Genomic DNA, 25,191 nt, shown 5'->3' on the forward strand with positions numbered 1-25,191 from the left:
CGTCAGATTTTCACTTCCCCAATACGCGTCAGTGCATCAACAACCAAATCCCAGAAGTAAGTGTGGTTGAGTTTAACGGCGACCTGCGTATGGCAGTCCGCCGGGGCGGGAGCCCGGAAATCTGCCACGGTCATCCCTAAGGTCAGTGTTCCTGTCAGTTCGATATCCACAGGGACTTTTTTGACCGTCATTACTGCCGGGTCAATCACATAAGCAACGGCACAAGGATCATGCACCGGCGGAGCGTCAAAACCTTGCGCATCCTTATACGCAGCGCCAAAGAAATCTAATAATTCAAGGACAAACTTGGCAGGTTGCGTACCAACCTTTTTGATTTTATCCACCACTTCTGGAGTCGCCAGAGCCTGATGTGTCAGGTCAAGACCCACCATGGTCAGAGGCCATTTCTCATTGAACACAATATGGGCTGCTTCAGGGTCAATTTTGATATTGAATTCAGCCACGGCGCTCCAGTTTCCCACATGGTAACCGCCCCCCATCAGGACCACTTCCTTCACTCGCTCAACAATGCGTGGCTCTTTTCTGGCTGCCAGAGCGATATTGGTTAATCCTCCCGTTGGCACAAGCGTAATGGTCTTTGCCGGATGCGCCATAATGGTGTCAATAATCAGGTCAACGGCATGACGGGTGTCCAGATCAATCGCAGGTTCAGGCAATACCGGGCCATCGAGTCCCGACTCGCCGTGAATATCCGGCGCCACTTCTATCTGTCGAACCAGCGGTCTTGGGCAGCCTGCAGCGAAAGGAACCCCGGTAATATTGGCGATACGGGCAACAGCCAGCGCATTTTTAGTCACTTTTTCCAGGGTTTGGTTGCCGACAACGGTAGTGACCGCCAGCAACTCAATCTCTGGATTACCGTGCGCTAATAATATTGCAATAGCGTCATCGTGACCGGGGTCGCAATCAAGGATAATTTTCTTCGTCATGCCGGTATTTTCCTTTTTAACGAGGGTGTTACGTCCAGTTTTCATTTTGCTGAGTCACTCTGCAATGCCCAGCTGTTTCTGTAAACATATAAAGTGTTTCACGTTCTTTTTATAATACTGTGTTTCCGTAGAAAAAAGTGTCTGTAGCCATGCATGACTGGTTAAAACAGAAAGGGGAACGATTAGCCTGCTTTTTAACCACCTGAGTTCTTTCTTATAGAGAGATTTGCTTGCGAAAAAATTACAATTTTGCAAAAAGTAAACGCCATTTCAATTTTTTTAAAATTATTATTCATTAATATTTGTTTTCTTACTTCTCCCCCGGACTAGAGATAGAAGGAAATAAAATGATAAAAAAAATCTATAAACTCACACTGATGTCTTTCTGTTTTCCTCTGTTAATACAAACCAGCCCCAGTCACGCAGCGCAACCTCAGCAAGCGCCAGGTAGCCCAACTCGGCCAGAGTTAACCCCACAGGAAGTCGCCACCTTTACGCAGGAAAACTATTTCTCACGGGGAGGTTTATTAACTGAGACCCTCTCTGACGCCTGGGTTCCAGATGAACAGGTTAAGACGGATGAATCAACACCTTGGGTTGTGGGTAAAGATGCGGCCTATCAGACTGTACAACAGGCGCTAAATGCCGCACTAAAAGAGAAATCGGCCAGCCCAGAGAGCCGAATTTATATCAAGATCTTACCTGGAACCTATGTCGGCACGCTGTATATTCCAGCAGATGCCCCTCCTGTGACACTCTTTGGTAGCGGAGAAAATCCTCAACAAGTGGTGTTATCCCTGGCATTGGATTCCATGATTTCACCTGAAGTGTGGCGTGAAACGGTAAACAGCCAGGGACAATACCAGCCAGGCGATCCGGCATGGGAAATGTACCAGACCTGTGCGACAAGCCCCGAGGAGGTCGTTACGACGTTATGTTCTGCCGTAGTCTGGTCACAAAATAATGGCTTTCAGTTAACCAATTTAACCGTTGAAAATAGCTTATTAGATACAGTCGATAGCAGCGCTCACCAGGGCGTGGCTTTACGTACTGACGGCGATAAAGTACAGATCGACAACGTACGCCTTATTGGCAGACAAGATACCTTTTTTGTTAATACCAGCGATAAGCATAATCGATATGTCACAGACAGGATCAGCCGCGCGCTGATAAAAGACAGCTATATTGAGGGAGACGTCGATTATGTCTTTGGCCGGGCAACGGCGGTGTTTGATGGCGTTCATTTTCACACTGTTTCCAGCCGCACTGCCGATGGCGCCTATGTACTTGCCCCAAATACCTTAACAGATAATCCTTACGGATTTTTAGTCACCCGGAGCCGTTTTACCAGTGACGACGGTTTTGGTGAAAAAAATCATGCCCAGTCAGGAAGGGCCTGGGACCAGGGTGCCAGGGCGACGGGCTATATACCGGGCAAAACGTCAAACGGCCAGGCAGTGATTATGCTTTCCACTTTTGATAGCGGATATGATGCCCACTCTCCCTGGGGGCCAGCGGCAACAACCAATCGTGCTTTTCGGGGAAATATCGCGCAAGATCGTGATTTAAATAATATTGAATTCAATAGATTATGGGAGTTTAATAATACCCGACAGGTAAAGTGATTATTGTATATACCCTAAATAATTCAAGTTGCTTGTAGGCGCAGAGTCAATCCTGGCGATGAGCATAGATAAACTATGTGATTCGGCAGGATTGACGAAGGTAACGCCCAAGCAACTTGAAGTATGACGGGTATAAAACCCTTGTTATAACAGAAACCGCTGTACAGATGGCTCCCATAAAACAGTCAGCCTCATGTGGCTGAGTCTGAAGGTATCATTTACCTTCATCGACAAGCTTGCCGGTTCTCCTGAAGAGCATTCAAAGGCATATGGGAGCCTCAATATCGTTGGAGAAAATCATCAAGACGGCTCCGTTTGATCGTGAACTCACGCTGAAACGGGTTGGTGTCAGTTGACGGTAACGAGTACTGATAGCACGTCATCAGTATGGTGCCTTTCATTATCAGTCGCACAGACAGGTGTTCATTTACACGGAGTACAAAATCAGATATTTCACATGGCTGGTGGTATTTTGTACGTCTTTTAACCCTGAGATAAATTGATTGTTTACTGCATACCCTTATCCCATAAGGCATGAAGGGTTATGTGAGGAAATTCTTATAAATCAGAAAGATGACTTGTGATTGTTGAAGCTTGAGAATGTCATGTTTTGTTGCATTTTTTCATTTCCTATCTGGCAGGTTATGTTCCTACACTCCGGCTATTGGGTCTTATCCGAAATTTTTCATTTTAGACAAACGCTCAAAAATACAGTGTCGGCATGCTGGTGGAGGGAATACGCCCGCTTTTAGTTCCGGGATTTTATTTACGTCGGATGACGCGAACCGGAAAGTTGTTCTGGCAGGGTAATTTTGTCTTCTTTATTTCTCACTGGCATTGACCGTATCTGTTACTCCACAGAACAGGGATACCGGCGCACGCAACGTCGATAGTCTGCTCAATCAGCAAATTCTGCCGGTGCTGAGTCAGCAGCTGTTAACCCATATGGCCGCAAAGCTGAAGCCACAGTCGTTACGCTTTAGCTGGAGTGAGAAAGAGGGCATCGGGCTGGAATTGGACGTGAAACAGGGAGTGGATGCATGAGTAATAATTCTCCGTTAAGATTCAGCCATAATCACCACCTGCTGGCGGTGAAAGGATGTGAGTCAGCGCTCGACGTGCTGGCGTTTGAAGGCGATGAAGCCCTGAGCACACCGTTCCGCTACCGTATTGAATTCACAAGTTCTGACCATGCTATCGCCAAAGAAGCGATGCTGATGAAACAGGGTTCGCTGACGCTGCAGGTTACGGTTGACCAAGGATACGGCATTAAAATGCAGCAGGCCGTGCGCACCCTTCAGGGGGTGGTGAGCGGCTTTGAACGCCTCAGCACCTCAAAAGATGAAACTCACTATGCCCTGACGCTCCAGCCACGCCTGGCGCTACTCAACCGATCCCACCAGAACGCCATTTACCAGGACATGTCGGTCCCGCAAATCGTGGAAAAAATCCTGCGCGAACGTCACGGTATGCGCGGCCAGGATTTTCTGTTCTCGTTGTCAAAAGAATACCCGCGGCGTGAGCAGGTGATGCAGTACGGTGAGGACGATCTGCACTTTATTACCCGCCTGCTGGGGGAAGTCGGCATCTGGTTTCGCTTCACCACTGACACGCGCCTGAATATCGACGTGGTGGAGTTTTACGACGGCCAGCAGGGGTATGAAAAAGGCCTGATCCTGCCGTCAGTTCCCCCGTCAGGGCAGCATTCGGACGGGGTGGATGCGGTCTGGGGCATGGAATGCCATCACAATGTGGTGCAGAAGCAGGTCAGTACCCGGGACTACAACTACCGTCAGGCCACGGATGATATGAATACCCAGGTCGATGTGACCCGCGGGGATGTCACCACGTACGGTGATGCCTATCACTGGGCGGATAACTACCTGACGCCGGGCAGTGCGCATGAGCGTAATCCGGCCCCCGAGTCTGGGACGTTTTATGCCCGCATTCGTCATGAGCGCTACCTGAATGGCCAGACGCAGACGCAGGCCATTACCAGCTGCCCGACGCTCTCTCCGGGTATGCGGTTGAAAGTCACCGGCGGGTACGAAGTAGCCGACGTGTTTGCTCAGGGCGTGGTCGTCACGGCGATACACAGCCATGCGCGGCGGGATGAAGACTTTGGTATCAACCTCAATGGCATTCCGGACAGCCCTGATTTTAGTTTTCGCCCGGACCCCGGCAGACGTCCGGTGATGGCGGGTACATTGCCAGCACGTGTCACCAGCACCACCGAGAACGACACCTACGGGCATATTGATAAAAATGGTCGCTATCGCGTCAACATGCTGTTTGACCGTGATAACTGGGAGACCGGATTCGAGAGCCTGTGGGTGCGCCAGTCCCGTCCGTATGCCGGCGACACTTACGGTCTGCATCTGCCGCTGCTGGCGGGAACCGAAGTGGCGATTGGCTTTGAAGATGGTAATCCGGACAGACCGTACATTTCTGGTGTACTTCACGACTCGGCGCACGGTGATCATGTCACTATCCGAAACTATAAACGTAACGTCCTGCGCACCCCGGCGAAAAACAAAATTCGCCTCGATGACAGCCGTGATCAGGAGCATATCAAGATCTCCACCGAGTACGGCGGCAAGAGTCAGCTGAATCTCGGACATTTAGTGGATGCGGAGAAGCAGAAGCGTGGTGAGGGTTTTGAGCTCAGAACCGACAGCCGGGGAGCCATCCGGGCACAGAAAGGGCTGTTTATCAGCGCTGACGGGCAGGCAAAGGCACAGGGTCAGGTGCTGGAGATGCAACCAGCGGTCAGCAATCTGGGTGATGCCCGGGAGCAGATGGCATTCCTCTCTGATGACGCACAGAAGGCGACCGCGAACCCGGCCGATCTCCAGGCGCAAATCAAACTACTGGAACAGCAGCTGACAGACCTCAAACAATCAGTGCTGCTGCTCAGCGCACCGGATGGGATGGCGCTGACCAGCGGACAACATCTGCAGGTATCGGCTGGCCAGAATCTGATAGCCACCGCCGGTAAAAATGCAGATGTCAGCGTGGTGAAAAATCTGTTCATCGGGGTGGGTAATGCCCTGAGCGTGTTCGTTCGTAAGCTGGGGATCAAGCTTATCGCGAACCAGGGGCCGGTAAAAATACAGGCGCAGAATGACCTGATGGATCTGATTGCCCGGGGCGAACTCAGTCTCACCAGCACCGAAGATGAAATCCATATTACTGCGAAGAAAAAAGTCACGATTAACGGCGGAGGAAGTTATATCACGCTTGATGCCAATGGCATTGAGTCTGCCACTCAGGGAGAGTACCGGACCAAAGCCGGGCATTACGGGCGAAAAGAGAAGGCCAATGAGCCAAAAGACTTTCCGAATGTGGCACCTGAAACGACCGAACCTTCCAGTAACTTCAGCTTTTCCTGACAAGGAGTCACATATGATTATCAGTCCTCCGTTTCTGAGAGATAAAGATACCGCTCAGTCTGACGCCGACTGGATTGAAGCGATGATGCCTGTCAATGCTCGCCGGGGATATCCTCTCAATGCATCAGAGTCCTGGCATGGGGGCATCCATATATCACATACGGATGCAGGCATAACACCGGAGAAAGTGAGGGCCATCGCTGACGGGACCGTGGTGTCGTTCCGCAATCCGTCTCCGCCAGAAAAAAGAGACCAGTTCCCACTGAAGTATGCCCCTGTAAGAGGGACGGATGATGGTTATGTTTTATTGAAACATGAGACAGAAATTGGTTCCGGCGAGGACGGTAAGGTCGTATTTTACTCTTTGTATATGCATCTTAAATTTCTGGAAGCTGAGATAAAAGCTGACGCCAAAATTTACCGGAAAGACCCGATAGGCTCTTGCGGAATGACTGACGGTCAGAACGAGTTTCACTTTCAGATTTTCTGCGATGAAGCCAGCATCAGTAAACTGACGGGCCGAAAAACGAAGGAACTGGATATTTCGAAAGATGGTCGCACTGATGCGGTTTACGGTGATATCCATTTTTATCTGCCAGCAGGAACAACGTTTTACGATAAAGCACCCGCAAATAACAGTACTTCCCTGACCGGTCTTTCTGCGCTTTATACCAGCAATGCGCCTCTGTATGTCAGCATGACCCTGGCAAAAGGCAACTGCACGATGGTGACCCGACAGAAGAACACGCAGACTGACGGGAAGTATGATCTGCTGGGGGAGCCGCTGGTTAACGCCGATGGTGAAGATTATGAATACAACCTTTATAAAACCGCGATGCGGAATTATAAGGATAGCCCCAGTGCCGGATTTGAGTTGCTTCGTTTTGGCCGGATTATCAATACGGAAAATGAAACCCTGGTGCCGGCTGACGCACCATTATGGATGACGGTCAGCTATCCGGGTGGAACAGGGGTTGTCAATCTTGCCGCTCCCGATATCAAAAAGTTTAGCGATGCAGATTTCCCCCACTGGACGGGATGGCTGCTGGTTGATGATGACAATGACACCCACAGCCAGTGCAATTCGGCGATCGTTAAAAAGTTGCAGAAAGAAGGCCGTTACGAAACTCAAAGCAACAGGCTTATCTGCCGTTTACCATTCGAGTGGGAAAAAAGCACAATAGATGCCAGGTATAAATGGTTGATGACGGGCCTGCCCTGGGAGCAGTGTACACTGGAAAGAACGGCCGTATGGACGATCCCGGGAACGCAGAAAAAGAAGGACCGTGTTCTGATGAGTGAGGAAGACTATGGCAAATTTAAGCAACACGCAGAAGCGCTGTGCTTTGATTCAGGCACTCTCGGTAGCGGAAGATTGTGGCATTTTGAACCGAAAGTATTTATTTCTCATTTTCGTAAATGTAATTGGCTCAGTCGAGATGAATTTAAACAGGTTGTGCCACGTAATATAATAAGACCTATGGGCTCTCGCTATAGTTGGGAACCAGTGGCGTTTCATGAAAGTGATATATCTGTCTTCTCAAAACATTATCCAATGCTGAATAAGATGTTTAGGAAATATTGCATTAACACACCTTCCAGATTGGTGAGTTTTTTAGGGAATTCAGTACAGGAAACTAAATGGCTGAATGTAACTAGAGAAGACTATCGATATTCCGCTACAGACGAGCATGGGCATAGATACCATTATAATATTTGGTATTTCCCGTGGTACGGCAGGGGATTCCTGCAGTTAACTAATCCTGATAATTTCTATAAGTATTTTACATATCGGGGAAGATCATTTAATAAAGATGTTCGAGACGAACTGGTTAGTGACTACAGAAGGGGCCAGGGTGACCGTGCTCTCAGGGAACGGGAAAAAAGATTAGATAACAGGATTCTATATGACGGGCAACATCCTGAACTTGAGCAAGAAGTGGTGTCTTGGCGTGAAGATGTCGATGTTGGGCTATTCGCCCCATCCGATAGCGCAGGGTTTTATTGGTCATTAACCAGCATGGCAAAATATGCCGATGAAGTTCATGAACTACAGCGACAGGCAGTAGCTGCTGGGCATGGTGTTAAGATCTATTATCGTAGCCCAGCATTCTGGCGGACGAGTGCAACCGTGAATTTGCCAGGAGCTATTAGCAGACGAAATTATCAAGGAATAAATGGATTTATAGAACGTTGCTGTGCATATACTTGTGCTTTGGCTGTGTTGACAGAAATTAAATTCCCTGATGAAAACAATGCATTTACTTTAGATAATCCTGAAGGCATTGTATTAAGGAGATAAAAGATGGAAAAAAAATATTTTGCTTTGTTCATATTTTTAATTTGTAAATTTACTTTTGCAGATATTAATCCTGAGATAAACATGCCCGCTGATTTTAATGATGATAATTTCATAGCAAGAGAAATTAATGACAATTCGTCGGTTTCTTACAATACTGCAGAGTCTGGCGGTTGCAGCATTATAAAATTTAAAGAGTATAGGTCCTCACCTAAAAATACAGTAAGCACCGAAGGTAAGAATCCCGCTAACACATTCCCTGTCAATACTTGGGTCTGTTTATCGTCCGATACTGTGTACAATAACGGGTATGACAGAAGTATGAATGAAAAAATCATTTACTCGAAAAGTAAATATTCATGGGTTAAAGTAAACAATAAAAAATCTGACATTATTCTTTCAGATCAAGATGGACCTTACAAACCGCTGAAACTATACAATATCAAAGCAAAGAATGCTAAAGGATATGTTGTATTTGATGAAAATATTACAAAGGATAATAAAGGAACCTATAAAAATGCAAAGGAACTGGTTAGTTTTTGCTTAGTTCAAGATTCTACTTACAATGCACTTTGCGGTTTAGGTAGCCTTGCCTCAGATAGTAATCAAATCCCTTACGTATTAAAAACTTTAGAAAGTATGGAAATAGGGTTGGATAATAAAGTAAATGAAAAAATATTAAACGGCAGAAACAAACAAAAGGTCAATTAGGGGGCGATTATGTCGTTGCTACTGTTAATTGTAAGAGTATGAATAATGATGTTCAAAAAGTTTTTTATCGCGATCGGTGGATTGATATCAAATTTAATCTTTTACATTCTTGGCGTGTTTTTATTTACAAGTTATTGTCTTGCAAATGATAATGTTGACAAAGAATCCATGTTAATGTGCACTATGATTCGTACTAATGTAATTTCTGATGTTTATGAAGTTACGAACACTGAAGCTAGCAAAGATAATTCATATATTCTTCTAACGAGTAGCAGTGAAGTAAATTATTCTTGGGGTGACGACAGGTTAACAATCGATGGCCATCTTATATTTTAAATGACACTCTTTTAAAATTAGATTCATTGGTTATATTTAGCATGAAAAATGGCAAGCCAACTAACGAAGTCATATATTTAAGTGAATCTAATCGTGGAGTTGGTGGGGTATTTTATCGTGATATTACTAAAGATGGATTGCCTGAAGTAAATGCTATGTATATTAATATTATAGGCCGAGTTAGCCATTTTAATGTAAGTGCAAGCCCTGAATGTCTGAGCCATTACCCTAAAAGTGTTTTATCCAAGGTATCTACTGAGTAGAGATCTTGAGGATGCAGTATGAAACCAAGTTTTATTACGATGAGCGTTTCTCATAATCATAAAATTAGTTTGTGGTGATTTCATATCGAGATAATTAATGTCGTATTCACTTAAACATCTTCCTGAACGTTACCCTAGGCCAGAACGACCAAAAATATCGCGCTGGTTTGTTGTCCTGGTAGCGATGTCGGTCATCAGCGTGATCTTCATGCGTATATTTGGGCGATACATCGATAACAACCATTTCTGGTTGGTCGCTATTGCTACCCCCATTGTTGTTTGGATTGTAACTTTCGGTTTTCGCATGTTGATCTGGTCATTACTGGACAGTAAAGCGAATGGTTTTGACCGGCGTCGGGAGCAATGGATCTTGAGTGAGACGCGTAGGGCTCGTCGTGCACTTCAGGTGTTGAATACGACATTTATTACAGCCCATCAGGAAGACGGACATCGCTCTGTCGCTGATAATATGCTCAATAATCACAGCATTATCATTTCGCAGTCGGACTGGAAAGGCGAAAAAGGCAGGAGGCTGAGCCGTATTACTGCAGAACCAGAAGATACTCCTGGATTGCTCATCTCACGTTTGTTCTCTGAACTCATTGCTGATCTTCCCGTTCACCCGTTTCTGGAGACCGCTTCGCTTGTTGTCATCCTCGATGTCTCGTCATCTCTGTCATTCCCTGCTGTCAGGGATATCTGGCAGGAAGCCTGGCAGGAGAGTGGCATAACCTGCGCTCTTGAGTACACAGGCAGCAATGGGCCGGGGGTAGTCAGCCATTGGCTGGATCAGCGTATTAAAGATGATGCGATGTTATTGATTATTGGCCTTCAGATTGATCCGGTTGTTTCAGACAATACTGCTGAAGCAGCCGTTGCTCTGCTCCTTGGCAACCGCCTGACCCAAGAGGCACTCGAACCTCTCGCGCTGCTGCACCGGCCAGATGCTGCCCCAACTGGTGAGCTGAGGGAGGGGATGAACATGGCCGCCTATAACGTCCCGCTCAAAGAAAATATCGTGAAAAATTTATGGCTTGCCGGGCTGACAGGGGAGCAGCGCACGGAAGTTATCGCGTGCCAGAATGCTCACCCTGCGCAGTCTGTACAGGACGGAGCCGTCATTTCGCTCGATACCTCCATGGGACATGCCGGTGCTGCGGCCCCCTGGCTGGCTATCGCTGCTGCTACTGAAATTGCCCGACAAACTCAGTCACCACAGATGATTATCTGCGGTGATACCACACAGAATGTGCTGTGGAGCACGCTCATTACTCCGATTTCTTCCCGACAGGAGATGGATCCGTGAAGCTACCTTTAGCACCGAAGACTACGGAAGGCCGCTATCTTGCTGCCGTATTGATTTTCTTTTTGCTGCTAGCCGTTATGACGTTCATGGTTTGGAAGCGTCCTGATATAGCCGGGATTGAAAATGGTAGCCCGCAACAAATTTACTGGCTTATCGCTGGCGGATGTATTTCAGGCTGTGTCCTTATCGTATCTGTGGTGCTTCTGGTGGCGGTATGCAGTACCGGTAAGCAGGAGTTTAATACGCTTGTCGACAACACCCACGGTGATGATGAGAAAAAGAAACGGGAAAATGATAAAGCGCCTGTTCACCCTGCGGTGGATATGTGTAACAAGATTCGGGGACATCTCCTCGCCCGTACTGGCTTTTACTGGTGTCGTAAAACCCGTCTGTTGTTAATCACTGGCGATGAGGCGGCAATCGAACAGCTGGTACCTGGCCTGCAGGAAAACCAGTGGCTTGAAGGCAATTGTACCGTTCTGATTTACGGCGGCAGCCTGACTACTGAGCCCGATAAAGAGAAATACACCGCGCTGCGAAAACTGCGCCGCGGACGACCACTGGACGCTATTGTGCGCGTTATGCCGCGGTCGCTTAATCTGACTCCACAAATCAGCGACAACGATTTACGTGGGCTGGAAAAAATTAGCGAACTGCTCCGTTATTCCGCGCCGGTCTGGCTATGGCAGCTGTGTGACAGCAAGTGGTCACAGGCAAAACGTACTGAACAAGCGGTAGGAGCCAGTTTCCCGCTGCGTGCCAAAGCTGACGATATTACCCGTCAGCTCGAGCTGATGCTGCCGACCCTGCGAATACAGGGGGTGAGTCAGGTCGCCGAGAACAACGGCCACGACTTCCTGTTGCGCCTGGGTCAGCACCTCAAAGACCGCGGTATCGCCCGCTGGACTCAACAACTGGTGCCATGGTTAACTTCCTCCCAGCAGCGTGTTCCGCTGCGTGGTCTGATGTTCAGCCTGCCGGACAGTCATCCTGTTCATACGCCTGCGGGAACAGCCAGCGCTGAGAAATATGTCCCCGAATCTCAGCATCACGCCCTGATCCTGCCAGCAACCTGGCAGGGCATCGTGGATGACTGTACCCGCGTGCATGGACGCCGTGTCAGTATGGCCTGGGAGCAGACCCTTGCCTGGACACTGATGACCATTATTGGTGTCTGGGGTGTGGGAATACTGCTTTCTTTCGTGATCAACCGCATGCAGATAGTCTCTGTTGCCGATCAGGTTCATGCCCTGGTGGAACATCCTTCTGTATCGGATTACCAGCTGACGGCTCTGTATACGCTGCGTAATGACGCCGGTCGCCTGAAGCACCGTATTCAGGAAGGTACACCCTGGTACCAGCGCTTTGGCCTTGACCATAACCGGCAACTGCTCGATGCGTTGCTGCCCTGGTACGGTGTGGCAAACAACCGCCTGATACGCGACCCGGCGAATCAGGCGCTGACACAGAAACTCAGCGTTTTGGTAAACTCAGCCCCCAACAGCAACCAGCGTGCACAGTTAGCGAAACCAGGTTATGACCAGCTTAAAGCCTGGTTGATGATGGCCCGTCCGGATAAAGTCGACGGCGCGTTTTATGCGCAGACCCTGAAAACCGTGCAGCCGACACGGATAGGCATTTCAACCGGCCTGTGGCAAAGCCTGTCGCCGGATTTGTGGGTCTTCTATATCACCGAACTGGCAGAGCAACCACAGTGGAAAATCACGCCGGATGCGCAACTGGTGAGCCAGAGTCGCCAGATCCTGTTGCAGCAAATCGGACGGCGTAATGCCGAAAGTACCCTGTATGAAAACATGCTCAAATCCGTGCGACGTAACTTTGCCGATGTGTCTCTGGAAGACATGACCAACGGGAGCGATGCGCGGCGACTGTTCACCACCGATGAGGTGGTGCCGGGCATGTTTACCCGCCAGGCCTGGGAAGGCGGTATTCAGCAGGCCATTGAGAAGGCGGCAACGTCGCGCCGTGATGAAATTGGCTGGGTGCTGAGTGACAACCGGAAAGCGATGTCCTCAGACCTGTCGCCGGAAACACTGAAAGCACGTCTGACGCAACGCTACTTCACTGACTTTACTGGCCGCTGGCTGAGCTTCGTCAACAGCCTGCGACTTAATCCTGCGAACAATATTGCGGACGTTACCGACCAGCTTACGCTGATGAGCGATGTCCGGCAGTCGCCCCTGATTGCCCTGATGAACACCCTCGCCTGGCAGGGACAGACAGGCCTGCAAAACGAAGGTCTTTCGGACTCCATTATCAAATCGACAAAAGTTCTGGTTGGTGGAAAAGACAAACCCACAATTGACCAGTCTGCGGCAGTGCCCCTGGGACCGCTGGATGAAACTTTCGCTCCGCTGCTTCAGCTTTTGGGTAAAAACACGGACAACAACGTCATGTCGGCGGACAACTCTCTGAGCCTGCAGACGTATCTGACCCGTATCACCCGCGTGCGTCTGCGACTGCAACAGGTGGCCAGCGCTTCTGACCCGCAGGCAATGATGCAGACCCTGGCACAGACCGTGTTCCAGGGCAAAAGTGTGGATCTTACCGACACCCAGCAGTACGGCAGCCTGATTTCGGCAAGTCTTGGCGAGGAGTGGAGCGGATTTGGCAGGACAGTGTTTGTGCAGCCACTGACCCAAGCCTGGGAAACCGTGCTTCAGCCGTCGGCAGCCAGCCTGAATGACAAATGGAGCCGTTCGGTGGTGGCTAACTGGCATGCCGCCTTTGATGGTCGTTTCCCTTTTGCCTCCAGCAAAAGTGATGCCTCTTTACCGATGCTGGCTGAATTTGTGCGTAGGGACAGTGGACGTATTGATCGCTTCTTATCGACAGAGCTTAACGGTGTCCTGCACAAAGAGGGCGGCCAGTGGGTGCCGGATAGGGTCAACAGTCATGGACTGAACTTTAACCCGGCCTTTTTGCGGGCCGTTAACCAGCTGAACCAGCTGTCAGATATTCTGTTCACCGATGGCAGCCAGGGCATAAGCTTTGAACTACAGGCGCATCCTGTGCCGCAGGTAGTGGAGACGGAGCTAACCATCGATGGACAAAAGCTGCACTACTTCAATCAGATAGCTGACTGGCAGAGCTTCCGCTGGCCGGGAGAGACTTACAAGCCGGGGACGATGCTGACCTGGACTTCAGTCAACGCTGGTACGCGTTTGTTCGGAGATTACAGCGGAGCCTGGGGCTTTATTCGCTGGCTGGGTCAGGGCAAACGCCAGCAGCTTGACCGCAGCCAGTGGATGATGAGCTTTACTGCCCCGGACGGCCGGACTCTGCAGTGGAGCCTGCGTTCACAACTCGGAAAAGGTCCGCTGGCGTTGCTGGATCTACGTGGTTTCACGCTGCCGGATCAAATATTCAGTGTCGCAGCGCGGCCACTGCCCAGGCGCTGATGGCCAACACCGGAAACAGTGACATGGATGGCGTCGAATAATGAGCACAATGCAGAATCTGGTCGCGGCCTGTCAGGCTGGCGACACGCAGCTATATCTTCTGCGCACCTCGACAGCTACAGTACTTGCCCCTGTAAGGCAAAATTTATTCCGTCGATGATGGATGATAGGTACGAGAAGGGCAGTGTAGCTTCCGCTGCAGAATAGGCATCAGGTTTTACAGTGGCTCCGAAGCGGACCTCTCCTGAGCTGTCTGGTTAACTGTCCTGGGAATGTTCTTCTTTTCAGAAAAATACACAACATCTTTAATGCATAAAGGTTATACAGAATGCCAGGCAGGTTGGACACCTGGTATGGCAAAAAATATGTCATAGACTCCTCCCTTTGTACGCAGTATTGATGGTTCTCTTTTCTATATGATTATCCGTTAAAGTATGCGGCTGCCAATGAGCTGTAGAGAACGACTAAGAATAATGTGTTTTGGGAAAGTCAGTAATAGCGGGGTTTTGTGAACTGCGGCGAAGTCGAGAGAATTGTCAACTGGTGTCCCCTGCAGGAATCGAACCTGCAACTAGCCCTTAGGAGGGGCTCGTTATATCCATTTAACTAAGGGGACTTTACTGGCGAGTACTTGCCGCCGTTTTGAAGCGTTTCGATGTTACGCAATATTGGGTGATTCATCAAGCTGTTATGGGGCTAAGAGCAGTAGTTTCCGCTATTAACTTCATGTCGGTGCCGATTCGTTTATTTATTATTCAGCAGGGGAGGTAGGGTTTAAATGTTGCAAACAGAGGCGTGTTATCTCTATTCAGGCGAGTTTTCACGACCGCCTGAATAGAAAATGCTTTAAGTATGACGGCGATATAAATGATATACAGTGATGCAATAAGACTCAGAGTTCGGCAGGGCGAGGGACTTCAATATATACCCGTCATACTTCAAGTTGCTTGGGTGTTACCTGCGTCCAGCCCGCCGAATCACAGAGTTTATCTATGCTCATCGACGGGCTGAACTGGGTGCCTACAAGCAACTCGAATTATTTTGGGTATAGTTACCATCGATATCTTTCTGATAATAACTGCCGTTGCGTGCGTAATAACGCTTGTTATTATAATCAACAACGTTAAGGTCGGGCCGCATATATTCTGGTGGCTGAATCAGAATATATTCAGTGCCTTGCTTTCTGTAATAAGTGTCATTGACAATATAGTATGTCAGTCCGCCAGGAATTAATGTGGTTGCCAGCGCCGGAAGCCAGTCCAGGCGGGGTGCCACAGGCCACCAGATCCTGCATAAACCAGTAATGGTGAGACTATCATTATCGCCATGACCAAAGTGCAGATGTTTTTTTACCGTGGTATCCCCTGCTGTAGATAGGTGCATTGTTACTACTGCGATGATTATGATATTCGACTGAGATATTATGCTTACGGTAATCTTCAATAAGTCTTAATCTGGTTTTTCTTACTCTTATTTATATTGTTTTCAGAAAGCCCCGATTTATTTGGCATACAGCCTTCATTTTATCAGCATTCTATTTTTCCATGACTCTCTTTGTATGTGAAGTTGCAGGTTGATAACAGGGCTCTATCTATGATTTTATTGAGACGATCGGATCTTTTTTTTGTTATGCTGTAACAAATATGACCAAACGTGACTGGGGCAGCTGGCGCGTTACGGGAAGTTATTAAGATGAGGAGGGGGAAACGACGACTCTCCTGTCATACCTGTTATTTAGTGTATAATACAGTAAAAGCAGTAATCGCTACAAAACTGAACAGGTATCTGGGTAGACTTCCGCCAGGGAAGATGAACTTTTTGGCAACCACTACCTTATTTTTTGCGCCCGGTAGGGGCGAGCAGAGCAGTGAAAGCGCAGATTAAAAAAATTGGAGACGCTTATGAATTTTCGCCTGACCGGACTGGCATTGGCGACCACCTTATTGCTGGGGTGCGCCAGCTCGGCTGATAAAAAACCACAAGAGCGTTCCGATCCGCTGGAAGGGTTCAACCGAACCATGTTCAATTTCAATATGAACGTGCTGGATCCTTATCTTGTTCGTCCGGTTGCTGTTGCATGGCGTGATTACGTGCCTCAGCCTGCGCGTAACGGCTTGAGCAATTTTACCAGTAACCTTGAAGAGCCGGCCTCTATGGTGAACAACTTTGCTCAGGGTGACGTTTATCAGGGCATGGTGCATTTCACCCGTTTCTTCCTGAATACAATACTGGGTATGGGCGGCTTTATTGATGTTGCTGGTATGGCAAACCCGAAACTGGAACGAACCTATCCGATACGTTTTGGCAGCACTCTGGGACACTATGGGGTGGGTTACGGCCCTTATATCGTGTTACCTGGATACGGCAGCGTCACGCCGCGTGAAGATGGGGGGGAGGTTGTTGATACCCTCTATCCGGTGTTGTCCTGGCTGACTTGGCCGATGTCCGTCGGCAAATGGACCCTGGAAGGGATTGAAACGCGTGCGCGTTTACTGGATAGCGATGGCCTGCTCCGTCAGTCTTCCGACCCTTATATTCTGGTGCGTGAGGCTTACTTCCAGCGTTACGATTTCCTGGCGAATGGCGGCAAACTGAGTCCGGAAACGAATCCAAACGCGGCAGCGATTCAGGACTCTCTCGCGGAGATCGATGCTATGTAGTATCTCCTGAAAAGACAAAGAAGGAAAAATCGCGTTTTTTCCTTCTTTGTCAGCAATAAAAAGGCGAACCTGAGTTCGCCTTTTTGCTTGCTAAAAGCCGCCTGTTGAGCGCGATTAGAATGCGTAGTTAAAGTTAGCCCCGTACAGCCAGGCTTTACCTTCAGAACGGAAGCTGTAAGGACCTTCTTTAATATCAACGTGTTTCCCGTGCATATAGGAAACACCGACATCAACCGAAGCATCTTTATTGAAGGCATAGGTTGTCCCGGCGCTGAGCCAGAAACGATCCTGATCGGGAATGGAAATTGAGCGTTTATTTGCCGGTACCGGGCTGTCATCAAATGCAATACCGGTGCGGAAGGTCCAGTTCTCGTCCATAAAATAGGTGGTACCGATAGCCAGACGATAGGCGTCTCTGAAGCTTTCGTCTTTCAGGAACAGTACCTGACCATCTTTCGCGGTGGCTCTCAGCTCTTTAAACTGGCTCCAGCGGGTATAAGCCATACTGTAGTGAATCGCCCATTTAGGTGCCACGGTATTGTAACCAGACACTTCCCACATTTCAGGTAAGTTCAGGTCTAAAGAACCCGGGATGGTTTCACCTCCGGTACCGTATAAGCCATAACTTCCTAGTATTGGGTTATAGGCAGAAGGCAGGTCGCTTTTATAGTCGCCATCAAAATCAATTTTGATTTTTGAACGGTAGGTTAACGCGTAGCGATTTCCCTTGTTAATCTCGTAAAGAACACCGGCGTTCCAGCCAAAGCCCCATTTATCCCCTTTCAGGCTGGTAATCAGTCTGTTTGCCGGAATACTACTCACAAGACCCTCAGTTCCGGCAGGAAGCTGTCCGCTACCTGCTAAAATAGTACCTAAATCACCTGCATAACGCTCAATTTTCGCTTTGGCGTAAACTGCATTCAGACCTAAACCGAAACTCCAGTTAGGATCAAGCCGCCAGGCTCCGCTCAGATTGAAGTTAGCGGTCTGCAAGTCGGTTTTTCCGCCGACTGAACCCGCGCGATAGTTATCATTAAACTCGGTGGCCAGCCCATAGTTAGAGGTGACGGATGCACCCCAGCCAAACTGTTCGTTGATTGGGGCAACGAAATGCAGGTTGGGTACCAAAGCATTAGGGGCAATATTTTTGGCGGTGGTACTGCCTCCTGCCGGAGAGTTACCAAAAATGTTGACATCAGGTTGGATAAAAACTGCACCACCTGAGAAAGACGGTCTGTCAAACATCATGATAGTGGCCGGGTTGCGGCTGGCCGATCCTGCATTGTCTGCGACAGCGCCTTCCCCTGAATAGGCTCTTCCCAGCCCGGAGGAAGAAAACTCGTTTAACTGAAAGCCCGCGGAATGAGCTTGTAAGCTGACCATTGCTACAGCAATTGCTATAAATGACTTGGTAAACAGGTTTTTCTGGCTCATAACCAAAACCTCATTGATTTATATTTATATAAGAAATGCTACTTACCGTAACAGAAGCGCGCATAGTAGGGACTGTGCTGTTAGATAGAAAGCAGACCAGTTACCGGAGTATAGGTACGACCAGTGGGTGTGTTGCAAGAATGTTTCGTGTTTATTTGTAAGTTGTTGTCGAAAATATGATCGAGGCAGCAAAAAATAGTAATGTTGAATCCGTATAGCGGTGACGGAATTTGTTTTAGATCATTTTTAAGTGTGATTTACGTCACTCACATCAATTACCAGAATAATCAACTGGAGTGAAAATACGGAGCGACGTAAAATAATGGCCATGAGTGTCAGGGCGTTTATCGGTAGGTATCGCTCCTTTTCACTCAGCGCTTAAAACAACCCGAATTATTCTGAGTATATAATGCTAAGGAACTAATCATGAGTAGAAATAGTGCAGATGAAACCCCAGTTTGTTGCTGCATAGACGTCGGTTCTGTCATTGATAATACGGATTGTGTTGCCTCCTATAGTCGTGTGTTTACCAGCAAAGCGCAGGCAGATGAGGCTCTGGCGGCATTGAGCACTAAGGCGCGTGAAGTAGAGTCCGAACCTTGCCAAATAACTCCGCGCTTCACCGAAGAAGCCGAGGGTGTGCGCCTGGATATCGATTTCCTGTTCAGCTGTCAGGCAGAAACCATGATTTTCCAGTTGGGCTTACGCTAGTCTGACCGTTTGAACAAAAATGGCTGACTTACTTAGTCAGCCATTTTTACCTGTTCTTCTCCCCAGAATAAAAATCCTTTCCCGTTTGTTGTTTCTCACGACGTTAAACGTGCTGCCTCTCGCAATTTTTCCCCGAAAGGGTTGGCTAAGTGTAAATAATTAGTTAACACTGGTATCAGGTCAGACCACTAATTATTTCTCTGTAGGGGAGCGTTATGAGCCAGGCACTACCATTGGTTACGCGTCAGGGTGCAAGGATTGCCATCGTCAGTGGGCTGCGTACGCCCTTTGTTCGTCAGGCTACCGCTTTTCATGGTATTCCCGCTGTCTCTCTTGGCAACTGGGTTGTTCGTGAGCTGTTAATTCGCAGTAATATTTCACCGGAACACATTAATCAGGTAGTTTTTGGCCAGGTTATTCAGATGCCAGAGGCACCCAACATCGCACGCGAAATTGTCCTGGGAAGTGGGATGAGTGTTCATACTGATGCCTATAGTGTGAGCCGCGCCTGTGCCACCAGTTTTCAGGCGATAGCCAATGTTGCCGAAGGGATTATGGCAGGCACGATTCAAACGGGTATTGCCGGGGGAGCTGACTCCTCTTCCGTTTTGCCTTTTGGTGTCAGCAAAAATTTAGGTCGCACCTTAGTGGATTTAAGCAAAGCCCGTACGCTTGCTCAGCGTCTTAAATTGCTCACACGCCTGCGTCCGCGTGATTTATTACCTCTTCCTCCTGCCATCGCTGAATACTCCACAGGGCTACGTATGGGAGATACTGCCGAGCAAATGGCGAAGACCCACGGTATTACTCGTGAACAGCAAGATGCGCTGGCGCATCGCTCCCACCAGCTAGCCGCTCAGGCCTGGCAGGACGGTAAACTGGAAAATGAAGTGATGACCGCCTTTGTTCCCCCTTATCTTCAGTCTATTAGCGAAGACAATAATATCCGTAAACAGAGCAACCTGGCAGATTACGCAAAATTACGTCCGGCGTTTGACAGGAAGCATGGCAGCGTCACCGCGGCCAACAGCACACCGCTGACAGACGGTGCGGCGGCCGTCATTCTGATGGCTGAGTCGCGTGCTAAAGAACTCGGACTGATACCTTTGGGTTACCTGCGCAGCTATGCATTCACCGCTATTGATGTCTGGCAGGATATGCTGCTGGGACCTGCCTGGGCAACGCCCTTGGCTCTCGACCGTGCGGGACTTACGCTTAACGACCTGACGTTATTTGATATGCACGAAGCTTTTGCCTCACAAACGCTTGCCAATCTAAAGATGCTTTCCAGCGCGCAATTCGCGCGTGAAAAACTGGGGCGCGCTCAGGCAACGGGTGAGGTTGATGAAAGTCAATTCAATGTTCTGGGGGGCTCCATTGCTTATGGGCATCCGTTTGCTGCGACCGGGGCTCGAATGGTAACCCAGACTTTACATGAACTGCGTCGCCGTGGCGGTGGGTTTGGTTTGGTGACGGCCTGTGCGGCAGGTGGGCTTGGTGCGGCAATGGTACTGGAGGCCGAATAATGGAACAGCTTAGTGCATTTCGCCTGGAGATCCGGGCAGATAACGTCGCAGTCATCACTATTGATGTTCCCGGCGAAAGAATGAATACGCTAAAAGCCGAGTTTGCTGCACAAATCCGGGAGATCCTTCAGCAACTTCGCGACTATCCGGGCATTAAAGGCGTGGTTTTTATCTCCGCGAAACCCGATAACTTTATTGCCGGGGCCGATATTTTCATGATTGCAGGCTGTAAAACGGCCGAGGATGCCCAGGCTCTGGCACATCAGGGGCAGCAAATTATGGCAGAAATTGCAGCACTGCCCGTTCCTGTGGTTGCTGCAATTCATGGGAGTTGTTTAGGCGGCGGGCTTGAACTGGCGCTGGCCTGTCATATACGAATTTGTACAAACCTGCCAGAAACTCGTCTGGGTTTACCTGAAGTTCAGTTAGGGCTGCTACCGGGGGCTGGTGGAACGCAGCGTTTACCGCGTTTAATTGGGGTATCCAAAGCGCTGGATATGATCCTGACTGGCCGACAGCTACGCGCAAAACAGGCGTTAAAACTGGGGCTGGTTGACGAGGTTGTTGCTGAGTCACAGCTACTGGATATTGCCGTTGCTCAGGCTTTGCGCGGGCGTAAGCCCATCCCTCGTTTACCGATTAAAGAACGTTTTCTGGCTGGTATCGGACGGCCACTGCTGTTTCGTTTAGTGAGTAAGAAAACAGAGCAAAAAACCCAGGGAAATTATCCTGCGGTCAATCAGATTCTGAATGTGATTCAGCTTGGACTGGAACGGGGGAGTGATAAAGGTTATGACGCTGAAGCGCAAGCCTTCGGTCTCTTAGCCATGTCACCGCAATCTTCGGCCCTGCGCGGCCTGTTTTTTGCCAGTTCAGCGCTGAAAAAAGAGACCGGAAGCGAAGCACCTGCGCAACCTGTGCATTCAGTTGGTGTACTGGGAGGCGGTTTGATGGGGGCGGGTATTGCCTGTGTCACTGCCGTCAAAGGGCAGCTACTGGTTCGTATCAAAGATATGACCCCGGAGGGTATTAACCATGCCCTGAAGTACAGCTGGGATCTGTTGAGTAAACAAGTGCGACGCCGTCAGATAACCTCGGTACAGCGAGAGCGGGAAATGGCCCGACTCTCCGGCAGTACGGATTACCAAGGATTCCAGCGGCAGGATATCGTGATTGAAGCGGTATTTGAAAACCTGGCGCTGAAACAGCAGATGGTGGCCGAAACGGAGCAGTTTGCTAAGGCTGAAACCATTTTTGCCTCTAACACCTCATCGATACCTATTCGCGATATTGCCGCGTATGCCATGCGTCCTGAACAGGTGATTGGCCTGCATTATTTTAGCCCGGTTGATAAAATGCCATTGGTCGAGGTTATCCCTCATGCCGGAACGCGACCGGAAACGATTTCCACCACGGTCGCACTGGCGAAAAAACAGGGTAAAACGCCGATCGTAGTGGGTGATAGCCCAGGATTTTATGTTAACCGTATTCTGGCCCCCTATATTAACGAAGCACTACGTTGTCTGGTAGAAGGGGAGCCGATTGAACATATTGATAAGGCTCTGGTTAAGTTTGGTTTCCCGGTTGGCCCTATTCAGCTACTGGATGAGGTTGGTATTGATGTGGGGACCAAAATTATGCCAATACTGGAGCAGGCCTATGGTGAACGCTTTACTCCTCCACGAGCGCTGGATGCCATTCTGGCGGACGATCGCCGTGGACGGAAAAATAACCGAGGTTTCTATTTGTATTCTGGAAAAGGAAAAAACAATAAAAAACAGCCAGATAAAACGATTTATACTCTGCTCGGGGTTATGCCAGCGGTGCGGCTGAAGAGTGAAAGTCTGGCTGAACGCTGTGTGATGATGCTGCTTAATGAAGCGGTACGTAGTCTGGATGAAGGGGTGATTCGCCGAGTACGCGACGGTGATATTGGTGGTGTGTTTGGTATTGGTTTCCCGCCATTCCTTGGTGGCCCATTCCACTATATGAATCAGCTAGGGGTAGCGACGGTAGTGGATCGCCTGCAACATCTGGCGAACGTGTATGGTGAGCGATTCGCGCCCTGTGAACGACTGATAGCCATGGCAGAACAAAATCACACTTTTACTGATGTTATCGATTGATAATTGTCCGAATACAATGAACAGGCGTTATTAGCGATTATTTTATCAACAAATATTGACGGAGTTCACAGCATTAAGGTAAATATCAGCGTTTCATTCGGTGTATGAATCAGGCACAATGCCGGGCTGCCAAACCCTTTGCCTTTGCAAGGGCGTTTCAGGTGTTCTCGGTTAACAAAAGCGGTGCAATATGCAAGTGTTTATTATGCGTCACGGTGATGCGGCTCTGAATGCTGCAAGTGATTCAGTACGTCCTCTGACGGAATGCGGTTGTGATGAATCACGATTGATGGCCGCCTGGCTGAAAGGTCAGGCAGGAAGTATTGACAGAGTTCTGGTCAGCCCTTATTTGCGCGCAGAACAAACCCTGGCTGTCGTCGGTGAAGTCTTGTCGTTTACGGGGCGTACAGATATCCTGCCAGAATTGACCCCCGGGGGCGATGCGGAAAGGGTTGCTGACTATCTCAATATGCTTGCCACTGAAGGTGTGTCATCGGTGCTGGTTATCTCGCATTTGCCTCTGGTTGGCTATCTGGTCTCGGCACTGTGCCCGCAAGAATCCCCGCCCATGTTCTCTACTTCCGGGATCGCCAGTATCACGCTTGATTCACTGAGCGGGAAGGGAACCTTGAACTGGCAAAAAAGTCCCTGCCAGTTTAAAACAGAAAAAATAGCCTGATGCCCCGGTGAGGGAAAACAATGGTTTTCTTTTCTGTGAGTAAAAAAGTCGCCTCGGCGACTTTTTTCGTTATGGATCCAAGGGGGATTAAATCAGTTCAGGTGGTTGCCACTCTTCCACTTCAATCAGCACCAGAAGGGCCGCATCGCCGCCATAGGTCTTAGGGGCCTGATGGAAAGCCATGACATGCGGGTGCTGTGCCAGCCATAAAGGTGTTTGTTGTTTCAGAATATGCTTTCCATGTCCGTGCATTACGCAGGCACAAAAAACATGTTCACGGCGACAGGCGGCAATTAAAGCGCCGAGCTCTTGTTTGGCCTGTTGCTGAGTCAAACCATGCAAATCGAGAAATAGCTCCGGGGAGTAATCACCTCGACGGATTTTTTTTAGCTCAAAATGACTGACATCTTCTCGTACATAGCGTGTCGGGCCTTCCGAGGCGAGGCGAGGTTGAAATTCATCCGAAAAGTAGTGGCTGGCATCAACCTGCTCTTGTTGCAGACGCTTTGCAGGGACTTCAGTTATTTTTTTACGTACCGTACGGTGAACAATCGTATCCTGAGTTAGCTTTTTAGTATCAGTCATCAGGCCCCGAAACAGGGATTCATCTTCTGAACTGAGCGGTGAGGACTTTTTCATCTTGTGTCTTCTCGTATCTGTTTTGTTCTCAGTTTACCCGTTTTGCGGGCCTGCAAGAAAGAAAAGGATATATTCCAGACAGAACATCGCATCATCAATGCTGATTTGTCGCGGTCTTCATGGCAAACTAGCCGCTTATTATTGAACGAGCATGAGTCGCCTGCGGAGGGCAGCATGGATAAAATTTTTGTCGATGAGGCAGTGAATGAACTGCATACCATTCAGGATATGTTACGTTGGTCGGTGAGCCGCTTCAGTGCCGCCAACATTTGGTATGGTCACGGCACCGACAATCCGTGGGATGAAGCTGTTCAACTGGTCCTGCCAAGTTTGTATCTCCCGCTTGATATTCCAGAAGATATGCGTACCGCACGTCTGACCCCAAGCGAGCGTCATCTGATTGTTGAGCGCGTTATTCGTCGGGTGAATGAGCGTATTCCCGTCGCTTATCTGACCAACAAAGCCTGGTTCTGTGGTCATGAATTCTACGTTGATGAACGTGTGCTGGTGCCACGTTCTCCGATAGGCGAACTGATTAACAATCACTTTGCCGGTCTTATTAATCATCAACCGCGCCATATTCTGGATATGTGTACCGGAAGCGGGTGTATTGGTATCGCCTGCGCCTATGCTTTCCCGGAAGCAGATGTCGATGTGGTGGATATTTCCGTGGATGCTCTGGCAGTCACTGAACACAATATCGCTGAACATTGTCTGGAAAATAACGTCACGCCAATGCGTTCTGATTTATTCCGCGACCTGCCAAAAATTCAGTACGATATTATTGTCACTAATCCTCCTTATGTTGATGCGGAAGATATGTCCGACTTACCGGGCGAATATCATTTTGAACCAGAGCTGGGGCTGGCTGCCGGCCATGATGGCCTGGAACTGGCGCGTCGCATTTTAGGTTGTGCTCCTGATTATCTTACTGATGACGGTATACTGATTTGTGAAGTCGGAAATAGCATGGTACACCTGATTGAACAGTATCCGGATGTGCCGTTTACCTGGCTTGAATTTGATAAGGGTGGCGACGGGGTCTTTATGCTCACCAAGCCACAACTGATCGCTGCGCGAACCTATTTTGCTCGCTATCAGGATTAAGTCGT

At 48.9% G+C, this 25,191-nt stretch carries 17 protein-coding genes, 1 tRNA gene and 2 pseudogenes; 15 read left to right on the forward strand and 5 right to left on the reverse strand.

Going from position 1 to position 25,191, the window contains the following annotated elements; translation table 11 throughout:
* Positions 1–2: 2 nt before the first annotated feature.
* Positions 3–950: a nucleoside hydrolase gene (locus Q1A40_RS13615; RefSeq protein ID WP_300000942.1), complete on the reverse strand. Its 948-nt coding sequence runs from the start codon at positions 948–950 to the stop codon at positions 3–5.
* Between the two features lie 350 nt (positions 951–1,300).
* Between Q1A40_RS13615 and Q1A40_RS13620 the strand changes: the two genes are divergently transcribed.
* From Q1A40_RS13620 to Q1A40_RS23195, 9 genes and pseudogenes are all read left to right on the forward strand, one after another.
* Entirely contained in the window at positions 1,301–2,575 is a 1,275-nt protein-coding gene (locus tag Q1A40_RS13620; protein WP_300001074.1) for a putative acyl-CoA thioester hydrolase, read from the forward strand.
* A gap of 837 nt (positions 2,576–3,412) precedes the next feature.
* Entirely contained in the window at positions 3,413–3,619 is a 207-nt protein-coding gene (locus Q1A40_RS13625) for a hypothetical protein (protein WP_300001082.1), read from the forward strand.
* Complete coding sequence (locus Q1A40_RS13630; RefSeq protein ID WP_300000944.1) at positions 3,616–5,967, forward strand: type VI secretion system Vgr family protein; 2,352 nt, start codon at positions 3,616–3,618, stop codon at positions 5,965–5,967. The genes Q1A40_RS13625 and Q1A40_RS13630 overlap by 4 nt, the downstream gene beginning before the upstream one ends.
* Positions 5,968–5,980: 13 nt before the next feature.
* Positions 5,981–8,269, forward strand: a complete 2,289-nt coding sequence (locus tag Q1A40_RS13635) for a M23 family metallopeptidase (RefSeq protein WP_300000945.1) — start codon at positions 5,981–5,983, stop codon at positions 8,267–8,269.
* A 3-nt stretch (positions 8,270–8,272) separates the two neighbouring features.
* On the forward strand, positions 8,273–8,977 hold the full coding sequence (locus Q1A40_RS13640) for a hypothetical protein (RefSeq protein WP_300000947.1): 705 nt from the start codon (positions 8,273–8,275) through the stop codon (positions 8,975–8,977).
* Between the two features lie 377 nt (positions 8,978–9,354).
* Positions 9,355–9,576, forward strand: coding sequence for a hypothetical protein (locus Q1A40_RS13645; RefSeq protein WP_300000949.1), 222 nt, complete (start codon positions 9,355–9,357; stop codon positions 9,574–9,576).
* 97 nt (positions 9,577–9,673) lie between these two features.
* Positions 9,674–10,882 carry a hypothetical protein gene (locus tag Q1A40_RS13650; protein ID WP_300000951.1) on the forward strand — a complete coding sequence of 403 codons (1,209 nt, stop codon included), beginning with the start codon at positions 9,674–9,676 and terminating at the stop codon, positions 10,880–10,882.
* Positions 10,879–14,345 (forward strand): annotated as a pseudogene (locus tag Q1A40_RS13655) (ImcF-related family protein). The gene Q1A40_RS13650 and the pseudogene Q1A40_RS13655 overlap by 4 nt, the downstream one beginning before the upstream one ends.
* Before the next feature lie 67 nt (positions 14,346–14,412).
* Positions 14,413–14,487, forward strand: a pseudogene (locus Q1A40_RS23195) (PAAR domain-containing protein); the annotation flags it as partial.
* A 358-nt stretch (positions 14,488–14,845) separates the two neighbouring features.
* Here the strand turns inward: Q1A40_RS23195 and Q1A40_RS13660 are convergent.
* Both Q1A40_RS13660 and Q1A40_RS13665 read right to left on the reverse strand, forming a co-directional pair.
* Positions 14,846–14,920: transfer RNA gene (locus tag Q1A40_RS13660), tRNA-Arg, on the reverse strand.
* 404 nt (positions 14,921–15,324) lie between these two features.
* Positions 15,325–15,687 carry a hypothetical protein gene (locus tag Q1A40_RS13665; protein ID WP_300000953.1) on the reverse strand — a complete coding sequence of 121 codons (363 nt, stop codon included), beginning with the start codon at positions 15,685–15,687 and terminating at the stop codon, positions 15,325–15,327.
* A 518-nt stretch (positions 15,688–16,205) separates the two neighbouring features.
* Here Q1A40_RS13665 and mlaA point away from each other — a divergent pair.
* A complete protein-coding gene (gene mlaA, locus Q1A40_RS13670; RefSeq protein ID WP_300000955.1) occupies positions 16,206–16,964 on the forward strand; it encodes a phospholipid-binding lipoprotein MlaA in 759 nt (252 codons plus the stop codon).
* Positions 16,965–17,078: 114 nt separating this feature from the next.
* On the opposite strand, the gene fadL is transcribed toward mlaA, so the two are convergent.
* On the reverse strand, positions 17,079–18,398 hold the full coding sequence (fadL, locus tag Q1A40_RS13675) for a long-chain fatty acid transporter FadL (protein ID WP_300000957.1): 1,320 nt from the start codon (positions 18,396–18,398) through the stop codon (positions 17,079–17,081).
* Positions 18,399–18,824: 426 nt separating this feature from the next.
* Here fadL and Q1A40_RS13680 point away from each other — a divergent pair, with 426 nt between their 5' ends.
* The 4 genes from Q1A40_RS13680 (at position 18,825) to sixA (ending at position 23,440) form a co-directional block, all read left to right on the forward strand.
* Positions 18,825–19,109 carry a YfcZ/YiiS family protein gene (locus Q1A40_RS13680; protein WP_300000959.1) on the forward strand — a complete coding sequence of 95 codons (285 nt, stop codon included), beginning with the start codon at positions 18,825–18,827 and terminating at the stop codon, positions 19,107–19,109.
* A 215-nt stretch (positions 19,110–19,324) separates the two neighbouring features.
* Complete coding sequence (gene fadI, locus Q1A40_RS13685; RefSeq protein WP_300000961.1) at positions 19,325–20,635, forward strand: acetyl-CoA C-acyltransferase FadI; 1,311 nt, start codon at positions 19,325–19,327, stop codon at positions 20,633–20,635.
* Positions 20,635–22,761, forward strand: a complete 2,127-nt coding sequence (gene fadJ, locus Q1A40_RS13690) for a fatty acid oxidation complex subunit alpha FadJ (protein WP_300000962.1) — start codon at positions 20,635–20,637, stop codon at positions 22,759–22,761. The genes fadI and fadJ overlap by 1 nt, the downstream gene beginning before the upstream one ends.
* A 190-nt stretch (positions 22,762–22,951) precedes the next feature.
* Entirely contained in the window at positions 22,952–23,440 is a 489-nt protein-coding gene (gene sixA, locus Q1A40_RS13695) for a phosphohistidine phosphatase SixA (protein ID WP_300000964.1), read from the forward strand.
* Between the two features lie 87 nt (positions 23,441–23,527).
* Here sixA and smrB read toward each other — a convergent pair whose 3' ends face one another.
* Entirely contained in the window at positions 23,528–24,079 is a 552-nt protein-coding gene (gene smrB, locus Q1A40_RS13700) for an endonuclease SmrB (RefSeq protein ID WP_300000966.1), read from the reverse strand.
* Between the two features lie 174 nt (positions 24,080–24,253).
* Between smrB and prmB the strand changes: the two genes are divergently transcribed.
* Positions 24,254–25,186, forward strand: coding sequence for a 50S ribosomal protein L3 N(5)-glutamine methyltransferase (gene prmB, locus Q1A40_RS13705; RefSeq protein WP_300000968.1), 933 nt, complete (start codon positions 24,254–24,256; stop codon positions 25,184–25,186).
* The last annotated feature ends 5 nt before the right edge of the window (positions 25,187–25,191 follow it).

It is taken from the genome of uncultured Cedecea sp. (assembly GCF_947498825.1).
GTDB lineage: Bacteria > Pseudomonadota > Gammaproteobacteria > Enterobacterales > Enterobacteriaceae > JGM124.